This window comes from Streptomyces sp. NBC_00376, from assembly GCF_036077095.1.
Lineage (GTDB): Bacteria > Actinomycetota > Actinomycetes > Streptomycetales > Streptomycetaceae > Streptomyces.
Window position 1 is genome coordinate 1,917,198 of the sequence record NZ_CP107960.1, and the last position, 16,054, is coordinate 1,933,251.

The window sequence follows — 16,054 nt, forward strand, 5'->3', positions numbered from 1 at the left end:
AGGCCTGCACTGATGCGAAAATCGGAGTCATGAACGAGATGCGTGCGCGTGAGGTGCTGACCGCTGCCGGGCTGTCCGGCGGTGCGGAGCTGCTCGCGATGGGTGAGAACGCGGTGTTCGCCGTCGGCGACCTGGTGGTCAAGGTCGGCCGGGACGCCGTGCGCCACCCGGAACTGCGGGAACGGGCAGAACGCGAGGTGGCCGTCGCCCGGTGGCTGGCCGCCTCGGACGTGCCTGCCGTACGGGCCGCGGAGCCCGCGGCGCGCCTGGTCGAGGGGCACCCCGTGACCCTCTGGCACCGGCTGCCCGATGCCGTACGCCCCCCGGAGCCGCGGGATCTGGCGCCGCTGCTCACCCTGGTGCACGCGCTGCCCGCCCCGGAGGGTCTCGCCCTCCCGCGCCGCGAAGTGCTGGGCGGGGTCGAACGCTGGCTGCGGCTCGCGGGCGATGCGATCGATCCGGCCGACGCCGGCTATCTGCGGGAGCGCCGCGACGGCTTCGCGGCGGCCGCCGCCGCTCTGGTCCCCCATCTGCCGCCGGGGCCGATCCATGGCGACGCGCTGCCCCGTAACGTCCATGTCGGTCCGGACGGTCCGGTGCTGGTCGATCTGGAGACCTTCTCCGCGGATCTGCGCGAGCACGATCTGGTGGTGCTGGCGCTGTCCCGGGACCGGTACGGCCTGGCGCCCGAGGCGTACGACGCCTTCACCGCCGCGTACGGCTGGGACGTCCGTGAGTGGGAGGGCTGCGCGGTGCTCCGCGGGGCCCGGGAGACGGCCAGCTGTGCGTGGGTGTCCCAGCACGCGCCGGCCAATCCGAAGGCGCTCGCGGAATTCCGCCGCCGGGTGGCCTCACTGCGCGACGGCGACACGGCGGTGCGGTGGTATCCGTTCTGAGACCGACCGGCAATTGGGGGGTGGGAGAAGGAGCGGGGCTGGGTGCGTGCAGCTGCAAGGCGGAGGATTGAGGCAGATGGGGTCTCCCCTGCTCGAACGCAGCTGACAGCTTGGGGAAGGAGCCATGGTGATTGACGACAACGCGGCAGATGCGCGTGCCCAGCCCCGCGACGCCGCCCCCCAATTGCCGGTCGGTCTGAGCACCGCCCGCTGAACCCGGCCGCGGGGCCGGGCCGTCAGCCGGTGGCGACCCCGGCCGGCTCCCGCAGCGGCCAGTGGCCGTCGATCACCGCGTCGGCTGTCCCCTTGCGGCGCAGGAACTGCTGGAAGTCCGCCGCCCATTGCGCGTACCACTCCACCTGGCGCTCGTGCAGCTCGGCGGCGGTCAGCTCGGCCACCGAGCCGTGCCGCTCGGCTATGGCGTACGCCACCCGGACCGCGGCCAGCGCGTCCGCCCCCGCGTCATGGGCTCCGCCGTGCACCACGCCGTACTCGACGCAGACCGCCTCCAGGTTGCGCTTGCCCTTGCGGTAGCGGTCGACGGCCCGGTCGATGGTGTACGGGTCGATGACGGGGCCGATCCCGGCCCCGTCGAGCCGGTCGCTCAGCGACGGCAGTCCGTGCCGCCGCAACTCCGCCGTGAGCAGCGTCAGGTCGAAGGCCGCGTTGTACGCGACGACCGGCACGCCCCGGCGCCAGTAGCCGGTGAGGGTGTCGGCGATCTCGTCGGCCACCTCGCGCGCCGGCCGGCCCTCCGCCGCCGCCCGCTCGCTGCTGATGCCGTGGATCGCCGAGGCCTGCGCGGGGATCCGGATGCCCGGATCCGCCAGCCAGGCGCGCTGCCGCACCGGCTCCCCGTCCCGGCCGCCGACGCCGACGACCGCGGCTGTCACGATCCGGGCCTCCAGCGGTTCCGTGCCCGTCGTCTCCAGGTCGAAGCCGACCAGCGCCTCCCGGTGCCAGCTCATCCCGTACCTCCTTCGTGGTGCTCTCCCCCAGGTGCTGACCACCCTCGCACGCGCCACTGACAACGCGGTCGCGGCCCCTCGTTCAGGAGACGGGCCGGGAGTCCGCCCACACCGACTCGAACTCCTCGCGGTACGTCTCGAAGAGTCCGTGCTCGTTGTCCTGCCCCGCCCGGACCACGGCGCGCCCGCCGCCGCGCAGCACCAGCACGGGCGCCTCCATGCCGCGTGCGCGCCGCAGATAGGTCTGGACGACCCCGACCGCGTCCGTCCCGTCCCCGTCGACCAGATAGGCCGTGAAGCGCGGGGTCTCGTCGAACACATGGATCTCGAAGGCGCCCGGATCGCGGAGCTTGGAGCGGACTCGGCGCATGTGGAGGATGTTCATCTCCACCGACCGGCTCAGCTCGCCCTTCTTCAGTCCCAGCTCCCGCTCCCGGCGCTTGACCGCGCTGCTCGCCGGGTTGATGAAGAGCAGCCGCACCCGGCAGCCCGACTCGGCGAGCCGGATGAGCCTGCGGCCGGAGAAGTTCTGCACCAGCAGGTTGAGCCCTATGCCGATCGCGTCGAGCCGGCGCGAACCGCCGAAGAGGTCCTCGGCGGGCAGCTGGCGCTGGAGCCGCACCCGGTCGGAGTGGACGGAGACCACGTCCGCGTACCGGTCGCCGACCAGCTCCTCGACGGCGTCGACCGGGAGCCGGTCGGCCGACGGGACCCCGGCGCCGCTGCCCAGGATCTCCAGGAGCCGGGCGGAGGCGCGCTCGGCCTGGGCGAGCACCGCCTCGTTCAGGGCGCGGTTGCGGGAGACCACGTTGCGGGCGACCTCCAGCTCGTCGAGCGCCAGCTCCACCTCGCGCCGGTCGTCGAAGTACGCCTCGAAGCACGGCCAGTGCTGGACCATCAGCTCACGCAGCTGAGGCAGCGTGAGGAAGCTGAGGACGTTGTCGTCGGCCGGGTCCAGCAGGTAGCCCTTGCGGCGCGACACCTCGCGCACGGCGACGGCGCGCTGCACCCACTCCTGCCCGGCGGGTCCGGCGGCGGCCACCACCCAGTCCTCGCCGTGGACCGGCTCGTAGATGGGCCGGAGCACCGCGGCGACCACGGCACGCAGCCGCTGCTCCACGAGATTCAGCCAGATGTAGGCCCGTCCGGCCCGCTGCGCGCGCGTACGCACCTCGCTCCAGGCGTCCGCTCCCCAGTCCAGCTCCGCGCCGATCTCCATGGGCTGCGCAAGCGATACCGCCCCTGGCGGGACATCGGTGGAGTCCCCCTCGTGACCCGGGTCACCTGGGGGCAGCTCGAATCCGCCCGAGCTCACCCGCGCACCGCCTTCCACTCCCCCACCAACGATCAAGGAAGGGTACTCCGGGAGCGGGAGCCGGTGCAGCCGGATGCACATGCTGCTTCGCCAACTCCCCTGCGGCGCGGGCATGTTCCCGGCGGCAAGATCTGCCGTAGTGAGAGGATTCATAGTGATTAACCACCCCATCCGGGGCCCTGGACCGGGCGAGCGCCGGGTTTCCGGGTCCGGATCCCGGTTCCGGGCGACACGGAGAGGCCCGAAGTTGACCGGACCGCGTGACGTGCCGGTCGGTCCTAGGTAGCCGCACCTCTTTCGGGGAAGATCTGGCTCAGGGCCTGTCGGGCGGATCAGGGGTCGGACGGGCCCTTGCAGCCGCAAGCCCCAGGCACCCGGATCAGAAGTGGAAGGGTCGAACCTATGCAGGTCTGGCCGGGACAGGCGTATCCCCTCGGTGCCACGTACGACGGCGCCGGGACCAACTTCGCGGTCTTCTCGGAGGCCGCCAGACGAATCGAGTTGTGCCTGCTGCACGACGACGGTTCCGAGACGGCGGTGGAGCTCAGGGAGACCGACGCCTTCGTCCGCCATGCCTACCTGCCCGGGGTGATGCCCGGTCAGCGGTACGGATTCAGGGTCCACGGGCCGTACGAGCCGGAGCGCGGCGCCCGCTGCAATTCGGCCAAGCTGCTGCTCGACCCGTACGCCCGTGCCGTCGCCGGGCAGATCCGGTGGGGCGAGGCGGTGTACGGCTACCCGTTCGGCCGGCCCGACGCGCGCAACGATCTCGACTCGGCGCCGCACACCATGACCTCGGTGGTGGTCAACCCGTACTTCGACTGGGGCGACGACCGGCGGCCCCGTACCGACTACCACCGCACGGTGATCTACGAGGCCCATGTGAAGGGCCTGACGATGCTCCACCCGGGGCTGCCGAAGGAGCTGCGCGGCACCTACGCGGGGCTGGCCCATCCGGAGGTGATCGCCCATCTGACGGAACTGGGCGTCACGGCCATCGAACTGATGCCGGTTCACCAGTTCGTCCAGGACCACCGGCTGGCGGACGCGGGGCTGGCCAACTACTGGGGTTACAACACCATCGGCTTCTTCGCCCCGCACAACGCCTACGCCTCCTGGGGCGACCGGGGCGAGCAGGTGCTGGAGTTCAAGCAGGCGGTGCGGGCGCTGCACCAGGCCGGCATCGAGGTGATCCTCGACGTGGTCTACAACCACACCGCGGAGGGCAACCATCTGGGCCCGACGCTCTCCTTCCGGGGCCTGGACAACGCCTCGTACTACCGGCTGGCGGACGACCAGCGGTACTACATGGACACCACGGGGACCGGGAACTCCCTGCTGATGCGGTCGCCGCACGTGCTCCAGCTGATCATGGACTCGCTGCGGTACTGGGTGACCGAGATGCACGTGGACGGCTTCCGCTTCGACCTGGCGGCGACCCTGGCCCGGCAGTTCCACGAGGTGGACCGGCTGTCGTCGTTCTTCGACCTGGTGCAGCAGGACCCGGTGGTCAGCCAGGTGAAGCTGATCGCCGAGCCGTGGGACGTGGGCGAGGGCGGCTACCAGGTGGGGAACTTCCCGCCGCTGTGGACCGAGTGGAACGGCAAGTACCGGGACACCGTGCGGGACCTGTGGCGGGGCGAGCCGCGGACCCTCGCGGAGTTCGCGGGACGGCTGACCGGGTCGTCGGACCTGTACCAGGACGACGGGCGGCGGCCGCTCGCCTCGATCAACTTCACCACCTGCCACGACGGGTTCACGCTGCACGACCTGGTCTCGTACAACGACAAGCACAACGAGGCGAACGGCGAGAGCAACCGGGACGGCGAGAGCCACAACCGGTCCTGGAACTGCGGCGCGGAGGGGGACACCGACCAGCCGGAGATCCTCGACCTGCGGACACGTCAGATGCGGAACTTCATCGCCACGCTGATGCTGTCGCAGGGCGTGCCGATGCTGAGCCACGGCGACGAGTTCGCGCGCACCCAGCGGGGCAACAACAACGCGTACTGCCAGGACAGCGAGTTGTCGTGGGTGCACTGGCCCGATCCGGACGAGGCGGCCGAGGAAGAGGCGGACGGCGCCGACCGGGGCGGGGCGGGCACCGAGGGCAGCAGTCTGCTGGAGTTCACCCGGGCGATGGTGTGGCTGCGCCGCGACCATCCGGTCTTCCGGCGCCGCCGGTTCTTCCACGGCCGTCCGGTCGAGGGCACGCACGACGAGCTCTCGGACATCGCGTGGTTCACACCGGAGGGCGGCGAGATGAAGCAGCGGGACTGGCAGGCCGCGCACGCCAAGGCCCTGACGGTCTTCCTCAACGGTCACGCGATCTCGGAGCCGGGGCCGCGCGGCGAGCGGATCTCCGACGACTCGTTCCTGCTGATGTTCAACGCGAGCGCGGAGACGCTGGAGTTCTCCGTTCCGGTGAATCACGGCCGGCAGTGGCTGGTGGTGGTCGACACGGCGCGCCCGGTCGGAGTCATGCCCGGCTCGGGGCCGAAGGTGGCGGGGGGCGATCGGGTGACGCTGGTCGGGCGCAGCATGGCGGTGCTGCAGCGGCCCGCGTAGGCCCGAGGGCCGTCCGGCCGCCGGGGAGGACACCGCCGGTCGAGCCCTTTGCGGCGTTCCGTGACACAGAAGCCGCCAGGCTGGGTACGAACGTCCGCATGACGCCCACCGCCACCTACCGGCTCCAGCTCCAGCCCGACTTCCCGTTCTCGGCCGCCGGGGAGGCCGTGCCGTATCTCGCCTCGCTCGGCGTCTCCCATCTGCATCTGTCCCCGGTCCTCGAAGCCGTACCCGGCTCCCGGCACGGCTACGACGTCGTCGACCACGGCCGGGTACGCGCCGAGCTCGGCGGTGAACAGGGGCTGCGGGAGCTGGCCCGCACTGCGCGCGGGCACGGTCTCGGACTGATCGTGGACATCGTGCCGAACCACATGGCCGCCGTCCCCCGCCACAACCACGCGCTGTGGGAGGTACTGCGCGAGGGCCCCGGATCGCCGTACGCCCGCTGGTTCGACATCGACTGGGCGGCGGGCGGCGGAAAGGTGCTGCTGCCGGTGCTCGGCGGGCCGATCGGCGACGAGCTCGGCGGGCTCCGGGTGGACGGCGAGGTGCTGCGCCACGGCGAGCAGGAGTTCCCGCTGCGGACCGGTACCGCCGGGTTGCCGCTGCCGGAGCTGCTGGATGCCCAGCACTACCGGCTCGGCTGGTGGCGGCTGGCCCGCACCGAGCTGAACTACCGGCGGTTCTTCACGATCTCGGAGCTCATCGGGGTACGGGTGGAGGACCCCGAGGTCTTCGCCGCCACCCACGGCAAGATCCTCGAACTGGTCCGGGACGGTGTCGTCGACGGGCTGCGCATCGACCACCCCGACGGACTGGCCGAGCCCGCCGCGTACCTGGAGCGGCTCTCGGCCGCGACCGGCGGGCGGTGGACGGTGGTGGAGAAGATCCTCACCAGCGGCGAGGAGCTGCCCGCGGACTGGGCCGTCGCGGGGACGACCGGGTACGACGCCCTGCACCGCGTGGACGGCCTGTTCGTCGACCCGATGGGCGCCGCGGAGCTGGTCGGCCGCTACCGGGAGTACGCGGGACCCGCCGGCGACCGCGGCGGCTACTGGACGGCGACCGTCCGCCGCGCCGCGTACCGGGTGGTGACGCACGAACTGGCCGCCGAGACCGAGCTGCTGACCCGGATCGCCGCACGGATCTGCGCCGCCGAGCCCGCGCTGCGCGATCACGCCCCGTGGACGCTGCGCACCGCCGTGCGCGAACTGATGGTGCGGATGCCCGTCTACCGCCCGTACGTGACGGCCGGCGGGGCCTGCACCACGCCGGCCGAGGAGACGCTGTCGGACGCGGTCGTGCGGGACGCGAAGGCGATGTTCACCGTCGCGGAGGAGGCGTCGGCCGTCGACGTGGTCCGGGAGCTGGCGCTGGGGCGGCTGGGCGAGGGGCCCGAGCGGGCCGCGTTCTGCGCCCGGTTCGCCCAGACCGCCTCGGCGTTGCGCGCCAAGTCGGTCGAGGACACGGCGTTCTACCAGTACGTGCCGCTGATCTCGGCGAACGAGGTGGGCGGCGACCCCGGGCAGCCCGCGGTGAAGCCGGAAAAGTTCCACGCGTTCTGTGCCCGGCTGGCCCGCGACTGGCCGGCCACCGGCACGGCGCTGAGCACCCATGACACCAAGCGGAGCGCCGATGTACGGGCCCGGATCGCGGTGCTGACGGAGTGCCCGCAGTCGTGGTCCGGGCTGCTGACGGAGCTGGACCGGGCGACCCCGGCCACCGCTCCGGATCCGCAGCTCGCCTGGCAGGCCTGGCAGACGGCGGTGGGCTGCGCGAAGCTGCCGGACGGCGAGATGGCAAGCCGTCTTGAGCCGGCGCTGCTGAAGGCGGTCCGCGAGGCGGGGCTCTTCACCGGCTGGACCGAGCCCGATCCGGCGTACGAGCGGGCGGTGACGGACTTCGTCGCGGCCGGGCCGGCCGCGAGCGGCGGTCCGGTGCGCGAGACGCTGGAGCGGTTCGCGAGCACGCTCGACCCCTATGTGCGGGCCAATGTGCTGGGGGCGGCGCTGGTACAGCTGACGATGCCGGGTGTGCCGGATCTGTACCAGGGCACGGAGCGGGAGTACGTGGCGCTGGTCGACCCGGACAACCGGCGGCCGTTCTGCGAGCCGTCCCTGGACGGGGCCCTCGGCGAGAAGGGCGAGCTGACGGCGGCCGCCCTGCGGCTGCGGCGCGAGCGGCCGGAGGTGTTCGGCGAGTCCGGTACGTACGCCCCGCTGGGCGCGCGGGGCCCGGCGGCCGCACACTGTCTGGCGTTCTGCCGCTCCGGCGAGGTGGTCACCGCGGTGACCAGGCTGTCGTTGCGGCTGGCGGAGTCGGGCGGCTGGCACGGCACGGAGCTGGTGCTGCCGGACGACGGGCCGTGGACCGATCTGCTGGCGTCCGGTCGGAAGTTCACCGGGAGCTCGGTCCCGCTCGCCGAACTCTTCGCCGCGCGGCCGGTGGCGCTGCTCAGCCGGGCCGGACGAGAAGGGCCCGCGGACCTCGGGTGAGCAGCCCGGTGCCTGCCGGGCGGAATCCGTCCGCCCAGCGGAGCCGGGGCATCGCGTCGAGCAGCGCGAGCAGGCCCTGGCGGGCCTCCAGTCGGCCGAGCAGGACGGCGGGGCAGGACACGGGTCCGGTGAGGGACCGGCCCTGGTCGCGGCGGAAGGGGTCGAAGAGGTCCGGGGCGGCGAACCGTTCCGGATCGCGGCCGGCCGCGCCGATCAGGCAGGCGACGTCCGCCCCGGCAGGCAGGGTGCCGCCGCTGAGGGTGACCTCGGTGACGGTGCGCCGCAGCACCACCTGGACCGGCGGGTCGCGGCGCAGCGACTCCGTCCAGGCCCGGTCGGCCAGGGCCGGTTCGACGCGCAGGGCGGCGAGGAGGCCGGGGGCGTCCAGCACGTTGGCGAGGAGGGAGGCGAGCGCCCTCTCGCGGAGGCCGGTGTGCCGGGTGCAGGGGGTGGCCGCGGTCGCGGTGACGGGCGGGGGCCCGTACGCGATGCCGGGCGTGGTGCCGTGGGCGATGCCGGGCATGGTGCCGCGCGTGGTGCCGGACAGCCGGTCGGCGTAGCGCCGGGCGCTCGCGCCGGGGGCGGCACCGAAGGGCAGCCAGCGGCAGAACTCCTCGACGAGATCGGCCTGTTGGCGGCCCGCGATGCGGCGCGCCAGCACGTACGCGGTCCGCTCGATGCGCGCTGCCATGTGACGTGGCACCGCCGCGAGCTCCGGCATGTGACGTGGTACCGCTTCGAGCTCCGGCATGTGACGTGGCACTGCTTCGAACTCCGACATGTGACATGGCACAGTTCCGGGTGTCGACGGGCGCTGATCGCGGGGCACGCAGCGGGGGCTGCCGTGGCAGAGCCCGAGCGGGGCGGGGGCGCCGCGGGGTGCGGCGTCGTGCGGGAGGCCGGTGAAGCGGGGGTCGGTGAGGGCCGTGGCCACGTCCGCGTACCGGCTGACCAGCCAGGCGCGCAGGGGCGCGTCGTAGCTGAGCGGGTACTCCTCGCGCAGGACGCGGTAGAGGCGGTACGGGTCACGCGCCGCGCCGGGCGCGAGCAGGCTGGGGCCGGCGTCCGGGCGGGGGCCGCGCACCGGTCGGCGCCCTCGACGGCCGAGGCCCGGTGCGGATATGCCTTCCGGCACGTCGGCCTTCATCCGTACCCCCTGGGCGTCAGGGCGCCGGTGTACGGCGCGGTTCCCCATCAGGGGAACACCGGCAGGGGCGTCGCGCAGTCGGCGTACGGCCGTTCGGGTGAGGGCGATATTCCCGGGCCGCGCGGCCTCAGCCCGTCGTCGTACGGGAGCCCAGTGGCCCGGAGCCCGCGAGAAGATCCGTGAACGCGGCGGCGGCCCCCGTGAGTTCCACGCGGGAGAAGACCGCCAGCCCACGCCGCCACGGAGGTTCGACGGCGAGGACCGCGCAGTCCTCGCCGACCGCTCCCCGCACGACATGCGCCGGAGCCGTGGCGACACCTACCCCGGCCGCCGCCATCCGTACCGCGGTCGACGTGTGTTCGGTACGCACCGCCGTACGGGGTGTGAAGCCGGCCTGCCCGCAGACCAGGTCCAGGAACGCCTGTCCCTGGACCACGGGTTCCATCGCGCAGCGCACCCAGGGCCGGTCGGCCAGCTCCAGCAGACGGACCGAGGCGCGTCCGGCGAGCGGGTCGTCGAAGGGGACCACCAGGACGATCTCCTCCTCGCCGACCGGGACGACGGGCCCCGGCCAGCGCGCGGGCGGCGGACCGACCGCGAGGTCGGCGGTGCCGCGTTCGAGCTGTTCCTCCAGGGCTTCCGGGGTGGCGTACTCGTGGAGGACGAGAGCGACCCCGGGACGCGCCCGGCGCCAGCGCGCGAAGACGTCGGGAAGGATGCCGACGGCCACCGCGTGCACCGTCGCGATGTGCAGCTCACCGCCCTCCGCGCCCGCCGCCGCCCGCGCCGCCCGCCGTGCCTGGGCGGCGCTGCGTACGGAGCGCTCGGCGTGCGGCAGGAAGGCACGCCCCATCGGGGTCAGGCGCACGCCGCGCGGCAGCCGTTCGAGGAGGGCGCCGCCGACGGTCCGCTCCAGGGCCTTGATCTGGTGGGAGAGCGCGGGCTGGGTGACGTGGAGGAGTTCGGCGGCCCGGGTGAACGACGACTCCTCGACGACCGTGAGGAAGTACTCCATCTGTCGCAGGCTCAACGCGCTCTCCCCCGTGGACCGTACCCATAAAGGCTGTGCATCGGTGCCACAGAAACATTGCCTTGGACTCATGGCAAGAGCCGGGCGGAGGCTGTGGCCATGACACGGACAACGACAACAACAAGAACGGGAACAACCGCAGCGACCGGGACCGAGACCGACGTCCTGGTGATCGGGGGCGGTACGGGCGGATACTCCACCGCCCTGCGGGCCGCCGCCCTCGGCCTGGAGGTGGTCCTCGTGGAGCGCGACAAGGTGGGCGGCACCTGCCTGCACCGCGGCTGCATTCCCAGCAAGGCGATGCTGCACGCCGCCGAACTCGTGGACGGCATCGCGGAGGCCGGGGAACGGTGGGGGGTGAAGACGACCCTGGACTCGGTGGACTGGCCGGCCCTGGTCGCCACCCGCGACGACATCGTGGCGCGCAACCATCGCGGGATGGTGGAGCACTTGGCGCACGCTGCGGTCGAATTGGTGCACGGGAGCGCCGAGTTGACCGGACCGCGCAGTGCGTACGTCACCGGTCGCGGGACGGTCGTCGCGCGCCGCGGCATCGTACTGGCGACCGGGTCGCGACCGCGCATGCTGGCGGGGCTGAAGGCCGACGGGCACCGCGTCGTCACCAGCGACGACGCGTTGTTCGCGCCGGGGCTGCCGCGGTCCGTCCTGGTGCTGGGCGGCGGGGCGATCGGCGTCGAGTACGCCTCGTTCCACCGGTCGATGGGCGCCGACGTGACCCTGGTGGAGGCCGCGGACCGGCTCGTGCCGCTGGAGGACGTCGATGTGTCGCGCCATCTGACCCGCGGTCTGAAGAAGCGCGGGATCGACGTACTCACCGGGGCACGGCTGACGGACGCGGGCGTGGTCTCCGACGGGGTGGTCGCGACGGTACGCACCTCGCGCGGCGAGACGCGCACGGTGCGGGCCGAGCGGCTGCTCGTCGCGGTGGGGCGCGTGCCGGTGACCGAAGGGCTCGGCCTCGCGGCGGCGGGGCTGGCCGCCGACGGGCGCGGCCATGTCGCGCCCGCCGACTGGTCCCGGCTCGAGACGTCCGTGCCGGGCATCCATGTGGTGGGCGATCTGCTGCCGCCGCCGTCCCCCGGGCTGGCCCACGCCTCGTTCGCGGAGGGGCTACTCGTCGCCGAGACGCTGGCCGGACTGAGCGCACCCGCGGTGGACTACGCCGCCGTCCCCCGGGTCACGTACTCGTCCCCGCAGACCGCCGCGGTGGGCCTGACCGAGGCCCAGGCCCGTGACGCCGGGCACGACGTCACGGTGGGCAGCATGCCGCTGACCGCCGTGGCCAAGGGGATGGTGCACGGGCGGGGCGGCATGGTGAAGGTGGTCGCCGAGCGGGGCGGCCGGGTCCTCGGGGTGCATCTCGTCGGGCCGCAGGTCTCCGAGATGATCGCCGAGAGCCAGCTGATCGTCGGTTGGGACGCCGAACCCGCCGATGTGGCCCGCCACGTCCACGCCCATCCGACGCTCTCCGAGGCGGTCGGCGAAGTCTTTCTCACCCTCGGCGGGCGCGGGTTGCACCAGCGGTCCTGAGCCGGACGCCGCCGGCCCCGGAAGGGCCACGGAAGGGCCTGGGAAGGTCAGAAGAGGTTCGGAAGGAGCTCGGAAGGTCCCTGGAATCCGCCTCTCAGGCCGGCGGGCCGAGGACGGGTGCGGAGAGCCGGAAGCTCATCCGGCCGAAGCTCACCTGGTCCCCGTCGCGGACCGGGACCGCGCCGGTGACCCGCTGGCCGTTGACGCAGGTGCCGTTGGTCGAGCCGAGGTCGCGCAGCAGCCAGCGGCCGCCCTGGGCGGTGAGCTCCGCGTGGATCCGGGAGACGGTCTCGTGGTTGAGCCGCAGCCCGTTGCCCGGATCGCGGCCGATCAGCAGGGGGTGCGGGCTCGGGGCGGGGAGCAGGAGCTTGGGGAGCCGCTCGGTCTGCCAGACCCGGCGCACCCGGCCGGGAAATCCGGACACCCCGCTCACGACCCGGAGTATCCGCCGGGACCAACGGCCCTCGCCCTCCAGGTCGGCGGTGAGTGCCTCCAGTTCCTCGGATCGCCGGGCGGTGAGGGCCAGCTCCATGCGCCGCATGAAGGTGTCGTGGGAGAGCCTGCCCTGTGCCGCGCCGTCTCTGAGTACGCCGAGCACACGGTCGCGCTGGGCGTCGGACAGCCGCACGGGGTACGTGTGGGACTCGAAGGAGGACGTCACACGGTCAATTGTCGGTCCGACCGCCCCGGAGTGTCCAGAACGTGCCCGTATCCCGCCCCTGGGCCGCGAAGGAAGCGCGTGGCCGTGCACGGAGCGTGCGGCCGCGAAGGGAGCGCTGCGCCGTACGGGGAGCGCGTGGCCGCGAATATCCCCGCGCACGGCCGTGGAGTCGTTGCTACTGTCTCCCGCCGCAGGCCGCCCGGCGTCCGCCGGAAGGCACGCCTGCGCATTTCAAGGAGCTTGTGTGACCCCTGCACCACAGGAACTGACCATCCGTCCGCTCGCCGGTCCCGAGGAGCTCGGGCTCTTCCGCCGGCTGTCGTACACCCTCGATCACGAACTCGCCGACGACCTGGAGAGCGGGCGTCGCCGTCCCGAGTGGATGTGGGTGGCGCTGCGCGGCGAAGCCCTGGTGGCGCGGATCGCGTGGTGGAGCCTGGGCGGGGAGGCGCCGCTGCTCCTCGACTTCTTCGACCTGGACGACACCCTGCCCGAGCCCGAACGCGGCGAGATCGGGCTGAAGTTGCTGGAGACGGCGACGGCCGCGGTCGTGCCCGCCGGCGCCCCGCGGCCCGAGTACGGCCGCTTCGTACCGGCCGACTGGCGCGAGGACCCGGCCGCCCGCGAGGTCGTCGAGGCCCGGATCCGGGTCATGGAGCGCTCCGGTGCGCGGATGCTGGTCGAGCGGCTCCGGCTGGAGTGGCGCGCCGGTACCGCGGTCCCCGCCGACAGCGGCCGGCTCCGGTTCCGTCCGGTCGACGGGCGCGAGGACCTCCTCACGCTGATGACACCGGTGATGGAGGGCACCCTCGACGCCCACGGGCAGGCCGATCTGGCGTCCGGGCTCAGTGCCCGCGAGGCCGCCGAGAAGCACTACGACGAGGAGCTGGCGAAGTACCGGACCCCGCACGAGTGGTGGCGCATCGCCGAACTCCCGGACGGTGAACCGGTCGGGTTCGTCGTCCCGGCCCGCAACAACTACAACCCGATCGTCGCGTACATCGGTGTGCTGCCCGCCCACCGCGGCCACGGCTACATCGACGACATCCTCGCCGAGGGCACCCGGGTACTGGCCGCGCAGGACGGCGTGGAACGCATCCGGGCCGCCACCGACCTCGGCAACGTACCGATGGCCAAGTCCTTCGCACGCCTCGGGTACGTGAACTTCGAGCGCTCCTTCGACATGGTCTGGGACTGAATTCGGGACTGAATGCGGTGGACGGCCCGCCGGACCACCGGTTACGGTGACGGCTCCGCCCGAGAACCGAGGAAGGAGGCGAGAACAGTGCGTACACCCACCATTTCGTTCCCGCGCTCCCGTCCCGTTCGCCGGGCGGCTTCGGTGTCTGTCTGACCGGGAGCGCACCGCTTCTTCCGGAGGACTGTTCCATGACCGATCCGGTCATCCGCGCGCTCACCGAGAGCGACGCACATCTTTTCCACACCATGCGGGGCCGTGACCTCGTCGGCCGCGCCGCGTTCGGGCACCGCTACACCACCACGGACGACGACGGCGACTACCGCCCCGAGTGGACCTGGGTCGCCCTGCGCGACGGTGTCGTGGTGGCCCGTGCCGCCTGGTGGGGCGGGCCCCACGACACCGAGCCGGTGCTGCTCAACTGGTTCGACTTCGCCGACGGCGAGGAGGCGGCGGGCGCCGAACTGCTGCGCCGCGCCCCGCTGCACACCGAGTACGAGCTGATCCTGCCGGCCGACTGGCGGGAGCGGCCCGATGTCCGGGCCGACGCCGAGGGCCGGATCTCCGCCGCCCGCGCGGCCGGGATGAAGCCGCTGGTCGAGCGGTACAGCTACCGGTGGACACCGGAGTTCGGCCTGCCCGAGCGGCCGGGGCGGCTGGAGTTCCGGCCTGAGCCGGACGACGAGGTGATCCTCGACGTGCTGCGCCGGGTTCACACCGTCACGCTGGACGCCCATGCCCGGAAGGCCATCGAGGCCGGCGGTCTGGAGCAGGCGGCGCGGGAGGAGCTCGACTTCTTCCACTGGTGCCCCTCGCCGCGCTCCTGGTGGCAGTTGGCGTACACCCGCGAGGGCGAGCTGGCAGGCATCCAGGTGCCCGCCCACAACCCGTCCGGGCCCTGCGTCGGCTTCATCGGTGTCGTGCCCGAGCAGCGGGGTCACGGCTACGGGTACGACCTGCTCGCGGAGTGCACGCACTTCCTCGCCGCCGAGGGCGCCGAGTTCATCGCGGGCGCCACCGACCGGGGCAATGCGCCGATGGCGGCCGCGTTCGCGCGGGCCGGTCACCGCATCACCCAGGAACGCATCCATCTGGTGTGAGGTCACGGGTGAGTTCCGCCAGCCAGTCCAGGCGGAGCCGCTGCGCGGCGGGGACCTTCGCGTCCTCGCCGCGCGGCCCCACACCGAGCAGCAGGTTGCCGCCCCCGGCCGCCGTCTCCCGTACCAGCGATTCCAGCGCCAAGCGGCCGAGGTACGCCTCGGGCGGGGAGTTGCGGTTGTAGCCGAGGCCTTGGCCGATGCCACGGGTGATCTCGTACGGGTCGGGGCCGGCGCGGCGGGCGGACTCCGGGGTGCGGAAGTCGAAGTACGGGGGCCGGCGCGGTACGGAGCCCTCGCCCCGGGCGACGGTGCGGCGTTGCCGGTCGTTGTACAGGGCCTTGGCGCCGGGGAGCGAGAGCGTGCGCCATATCGGTGCGCGGGGCAGCAGCCGGTCGTTGACGACGCCGTGCGGGACGGCGAAGCGGTAGTACTCGACCAGCCGCTGGACATCGGTGTGTGTGCCGGGCCAGGCGATGTCGTTCCGGAGGATGTCGGGGCGGTAGCGGCGGATCAGTTCGCGCATCTGGGCGCCCGCGTAAGCCGGGTAGCTGCCGCGCGGGACGGCCGAGACGGTGTCCGCGCGGGTTCCGATCGGACGGTCGTCGAAGGTCCAGTCGAGTCCGCCGGAGTAGTGGACCCCGAAGCGCAGCCCCTCGGCCCGGACGGCTTCGGCGAATTCACCGACGACATCGCGTGCGGTGTGCCAGCCGGCCCGGTGCGGGTTGGCCACCTCGGAGGGCCAGAGGCAGAAGCCGTCGTGATGCTTGGTGACGAGGACGGCGTAACGGGCGCCCGCCGCACGGAAGTCGCGGGCCCACGCGGTGGGGTCCCAGTTCGCCAGGGCGTCGTTGAAGTCGCCCCCGAAGGCGGCGTACGGGCGGGCTCCGTAGGTCGCGCGGTGGTGGGCGGAGACGGGGCTGCCGGGGAACCGGAGCGCGTTCTCGTACCACTCGGCGTACGGAGTCCAGCCGAGCGGAGCGCGGCGGCCGGCCAGGGGGAGTCCGTCCGCGGGGACGTACGGCGGGGCCCAGCCCGGTACGGAGGCGGGCGTCCAGTGCACGAGTATCCCCAGGCCGGCCCGGGACCACCATGAAGCAACCATGCCGCGAAGTATGGATCACCGCG

Annotated in this window: 12 protein-coding genes; 6 read left to right on the plus strand and 6 right to left on the minus strand. The window is 72.9% G+C overall.

Annotated features, from left to right (window positions below):
• Positions 1 to 29 precede the first annotated feature (29 nt).
• Entirely contained in the window at positions 30 to 896 is an 867-nt protein-coding gene (locus tag OG842_RS08620; RefSeq protein WP_328512182.1) for a phosphotransferase enzyme family protein, read from the plus strand.
• A gap of 236 nt (positions 897 to 1,132) precedes the next feature.
• Here the strand turns inward: OG842_RS08620 and OG842_RS08625 are convergent, their stop codons facing one another.
• Both OG842_RS08625 and OG842_RS08630 read right to left on the minus strand, forming a co-directional pair.
• Positions 1,133 to 1,864, minus strand: coding sequence for a 3'-5' exonuclease (locus tag OG842_RS08625; protein ID WP_328512183.1), 732 nt, complete (start codon positions 1,862 to 1,864; stop codon positions 1,133 to 1,135).
• Between the two features lie 82 nt (positions 1,865 to 1,946).
• Complete coding sequence (locus tag OG842_RS08630) at positions 1,947 to 3,179, minus strand: SAV2148 family HEPN domain-containing protein (protein ID WP_266729035.1); 1,233 nt, start codon at positions 3,177 to 3,179, stop codon at positions 1,947 to 1,949.
• A gap of 402 nt (positions 3,180 to 3,581) precedes the next feature.
• Here OG842_RS08630 and glgX point away from each other — a divergent pair, with 402 nt between their 5' ends.
• Both glgX and treY read left to right on the plus strand, forming a co-directional pair.
• Positions 3,582 to 5,747, plus strand: coding sequence for a glycogen debranching protein GlgX (gene glgX, locus OG842_RS08635; protein ID WP_266729037.1), 2,166 nt, complete (start codon positions 3,582 to 3,584; stop codon positions 5,745 to 5,747).
• 98 nt (positions 5,748 to 5,845) lie between these two features.
• Positions 5,846 to 8,242: a malto-oligosyltrehalose synthase gene (treY, locus tag OG842_RS08640; RefSeq protein ID WP_328512184.1), complete on the plus strand. Its 2,397-nt coding sequence runs from the start codon at positions 5,846 to 5,848 to the stop codon at positions 8,240 to 8,242.
• On the opposite strand, the gene OG842_RS08645 is transcribed toward treY, so the two are convergent.
• Both OG842_RS08645 and OG842_RS08650 read right to left on the minus strand, forming a co-directional pair.
• Entirely contained in the window at positions 8,202 to 9,389 is a 1,188-nt protein-coding gene (locus tag OG842_RS08645) for a cytochrome P450 (RefSeq protein ID WP_266729041.1), read from the minus strand. The two genes, treY and OG842_RS08645, sit on opposite strands and share 41 nt — an antisense overlap.
• Positions 9,390 to 9,516: 127 nt before the next feature.
• The gene (locus OG842_RS08650; RefSeq protein WP_266729043.1) at positions 9,517 to 10,419 is read right to left on the minus strand and encodes a LysR family transcriptional regulator; all 903 of its coding nucleotides are present in this window, start codon (positions 10,417 to 10,419) and stop codon (positions 9,517 to 9,519) included.
• Positions 10,420 to 10,518: 99 nt separating this feature from the next.
• On the opposite strand from OG842_RS08650, the gene lpdA reads away from it, so the two are divergent.
• Positions 10,519 to 11,970: a dihydrolipoyl dehydrogenase gene (gene lpdA / locus OG842_RS08655; RefSeq protein ID WP_266729045.1), complete on the plus strand. Its 1,452-nt coding sequence runs from the start codon at positions 10,519 to 10,521 to the stop codon at positions 11,968 to 11,970.
• 94 nt (positions 11,971 to 12,064) lie between these two features.
• Here the strand turns inward: lpdA and OG842_RS08660 are convergent, their stop codons facing one another.
• Positions 12,065 to 12,631 (minus strand): DUF1707 and FHA domain-containing protein, encoded by a 567-nt coding sequence (locus tag OG842_RS08660; RefSeq protein ID WP_266729047.1) that lies wholly within the window; start codon positions 12,629 to 12,631, stop codon positions 12,065 to 12,067.
• Between the two features lie 244 nt (positions 12,632 to 12,875).
• Here OG842_RS08660 and OG842_RS08665 point away from each other — a divergent pair, with 244 nt between their 5' ends.
• Together OG842_RS08665 and OG842_RS08670 are read left to right on the plus strand one after the other, a co-directional pair.
• Positions 12,876 to 13,829, plus strand: a complete 954-nt coding sequence (locus tag OG842_RS08665; RefSeq protein WP_266729049.1) for a GNAT family N-acetyltransferase — start codon at positions 12,876 to 12,878, stop codon at positions 13,827 to 13,829.
• Between the two features lie 191 nt (positions 13,830 to 14,020).
• On the plus strand, positions 14,021 to 14,929 hold the full coding sequence (locus OG842_RS08670) for a GNAT family N-acetyltransferase (RefSeq protein ID WP_266729051.1): 909 nt from the start codon (positions 14,021 to 14,023) through the stop codon (positions 14,927 to 14,929).
• On the opposite strand, the gene OG842_RS08675 is transcribed toward OG842_RS08670, so the two are convergent.
• Positions 14,901 to 16,031: an alpha-L-fucosidase gene (locus OG842_RS08675; protein WP_266729053.1), complete on the minus strand. Its 1,131-nt coding sequence runs from the start codon at positions 16,029 to 16,031 to the stop codon at positions 14,901 to 14,903. The two genes, OG842_RS08670 and OG842_RS08675, sit on opposite strands and share 29 nt — an antisense overlap.
• Positions 16,032 to 16,054 lie beyond the last annotated feature (23 nt).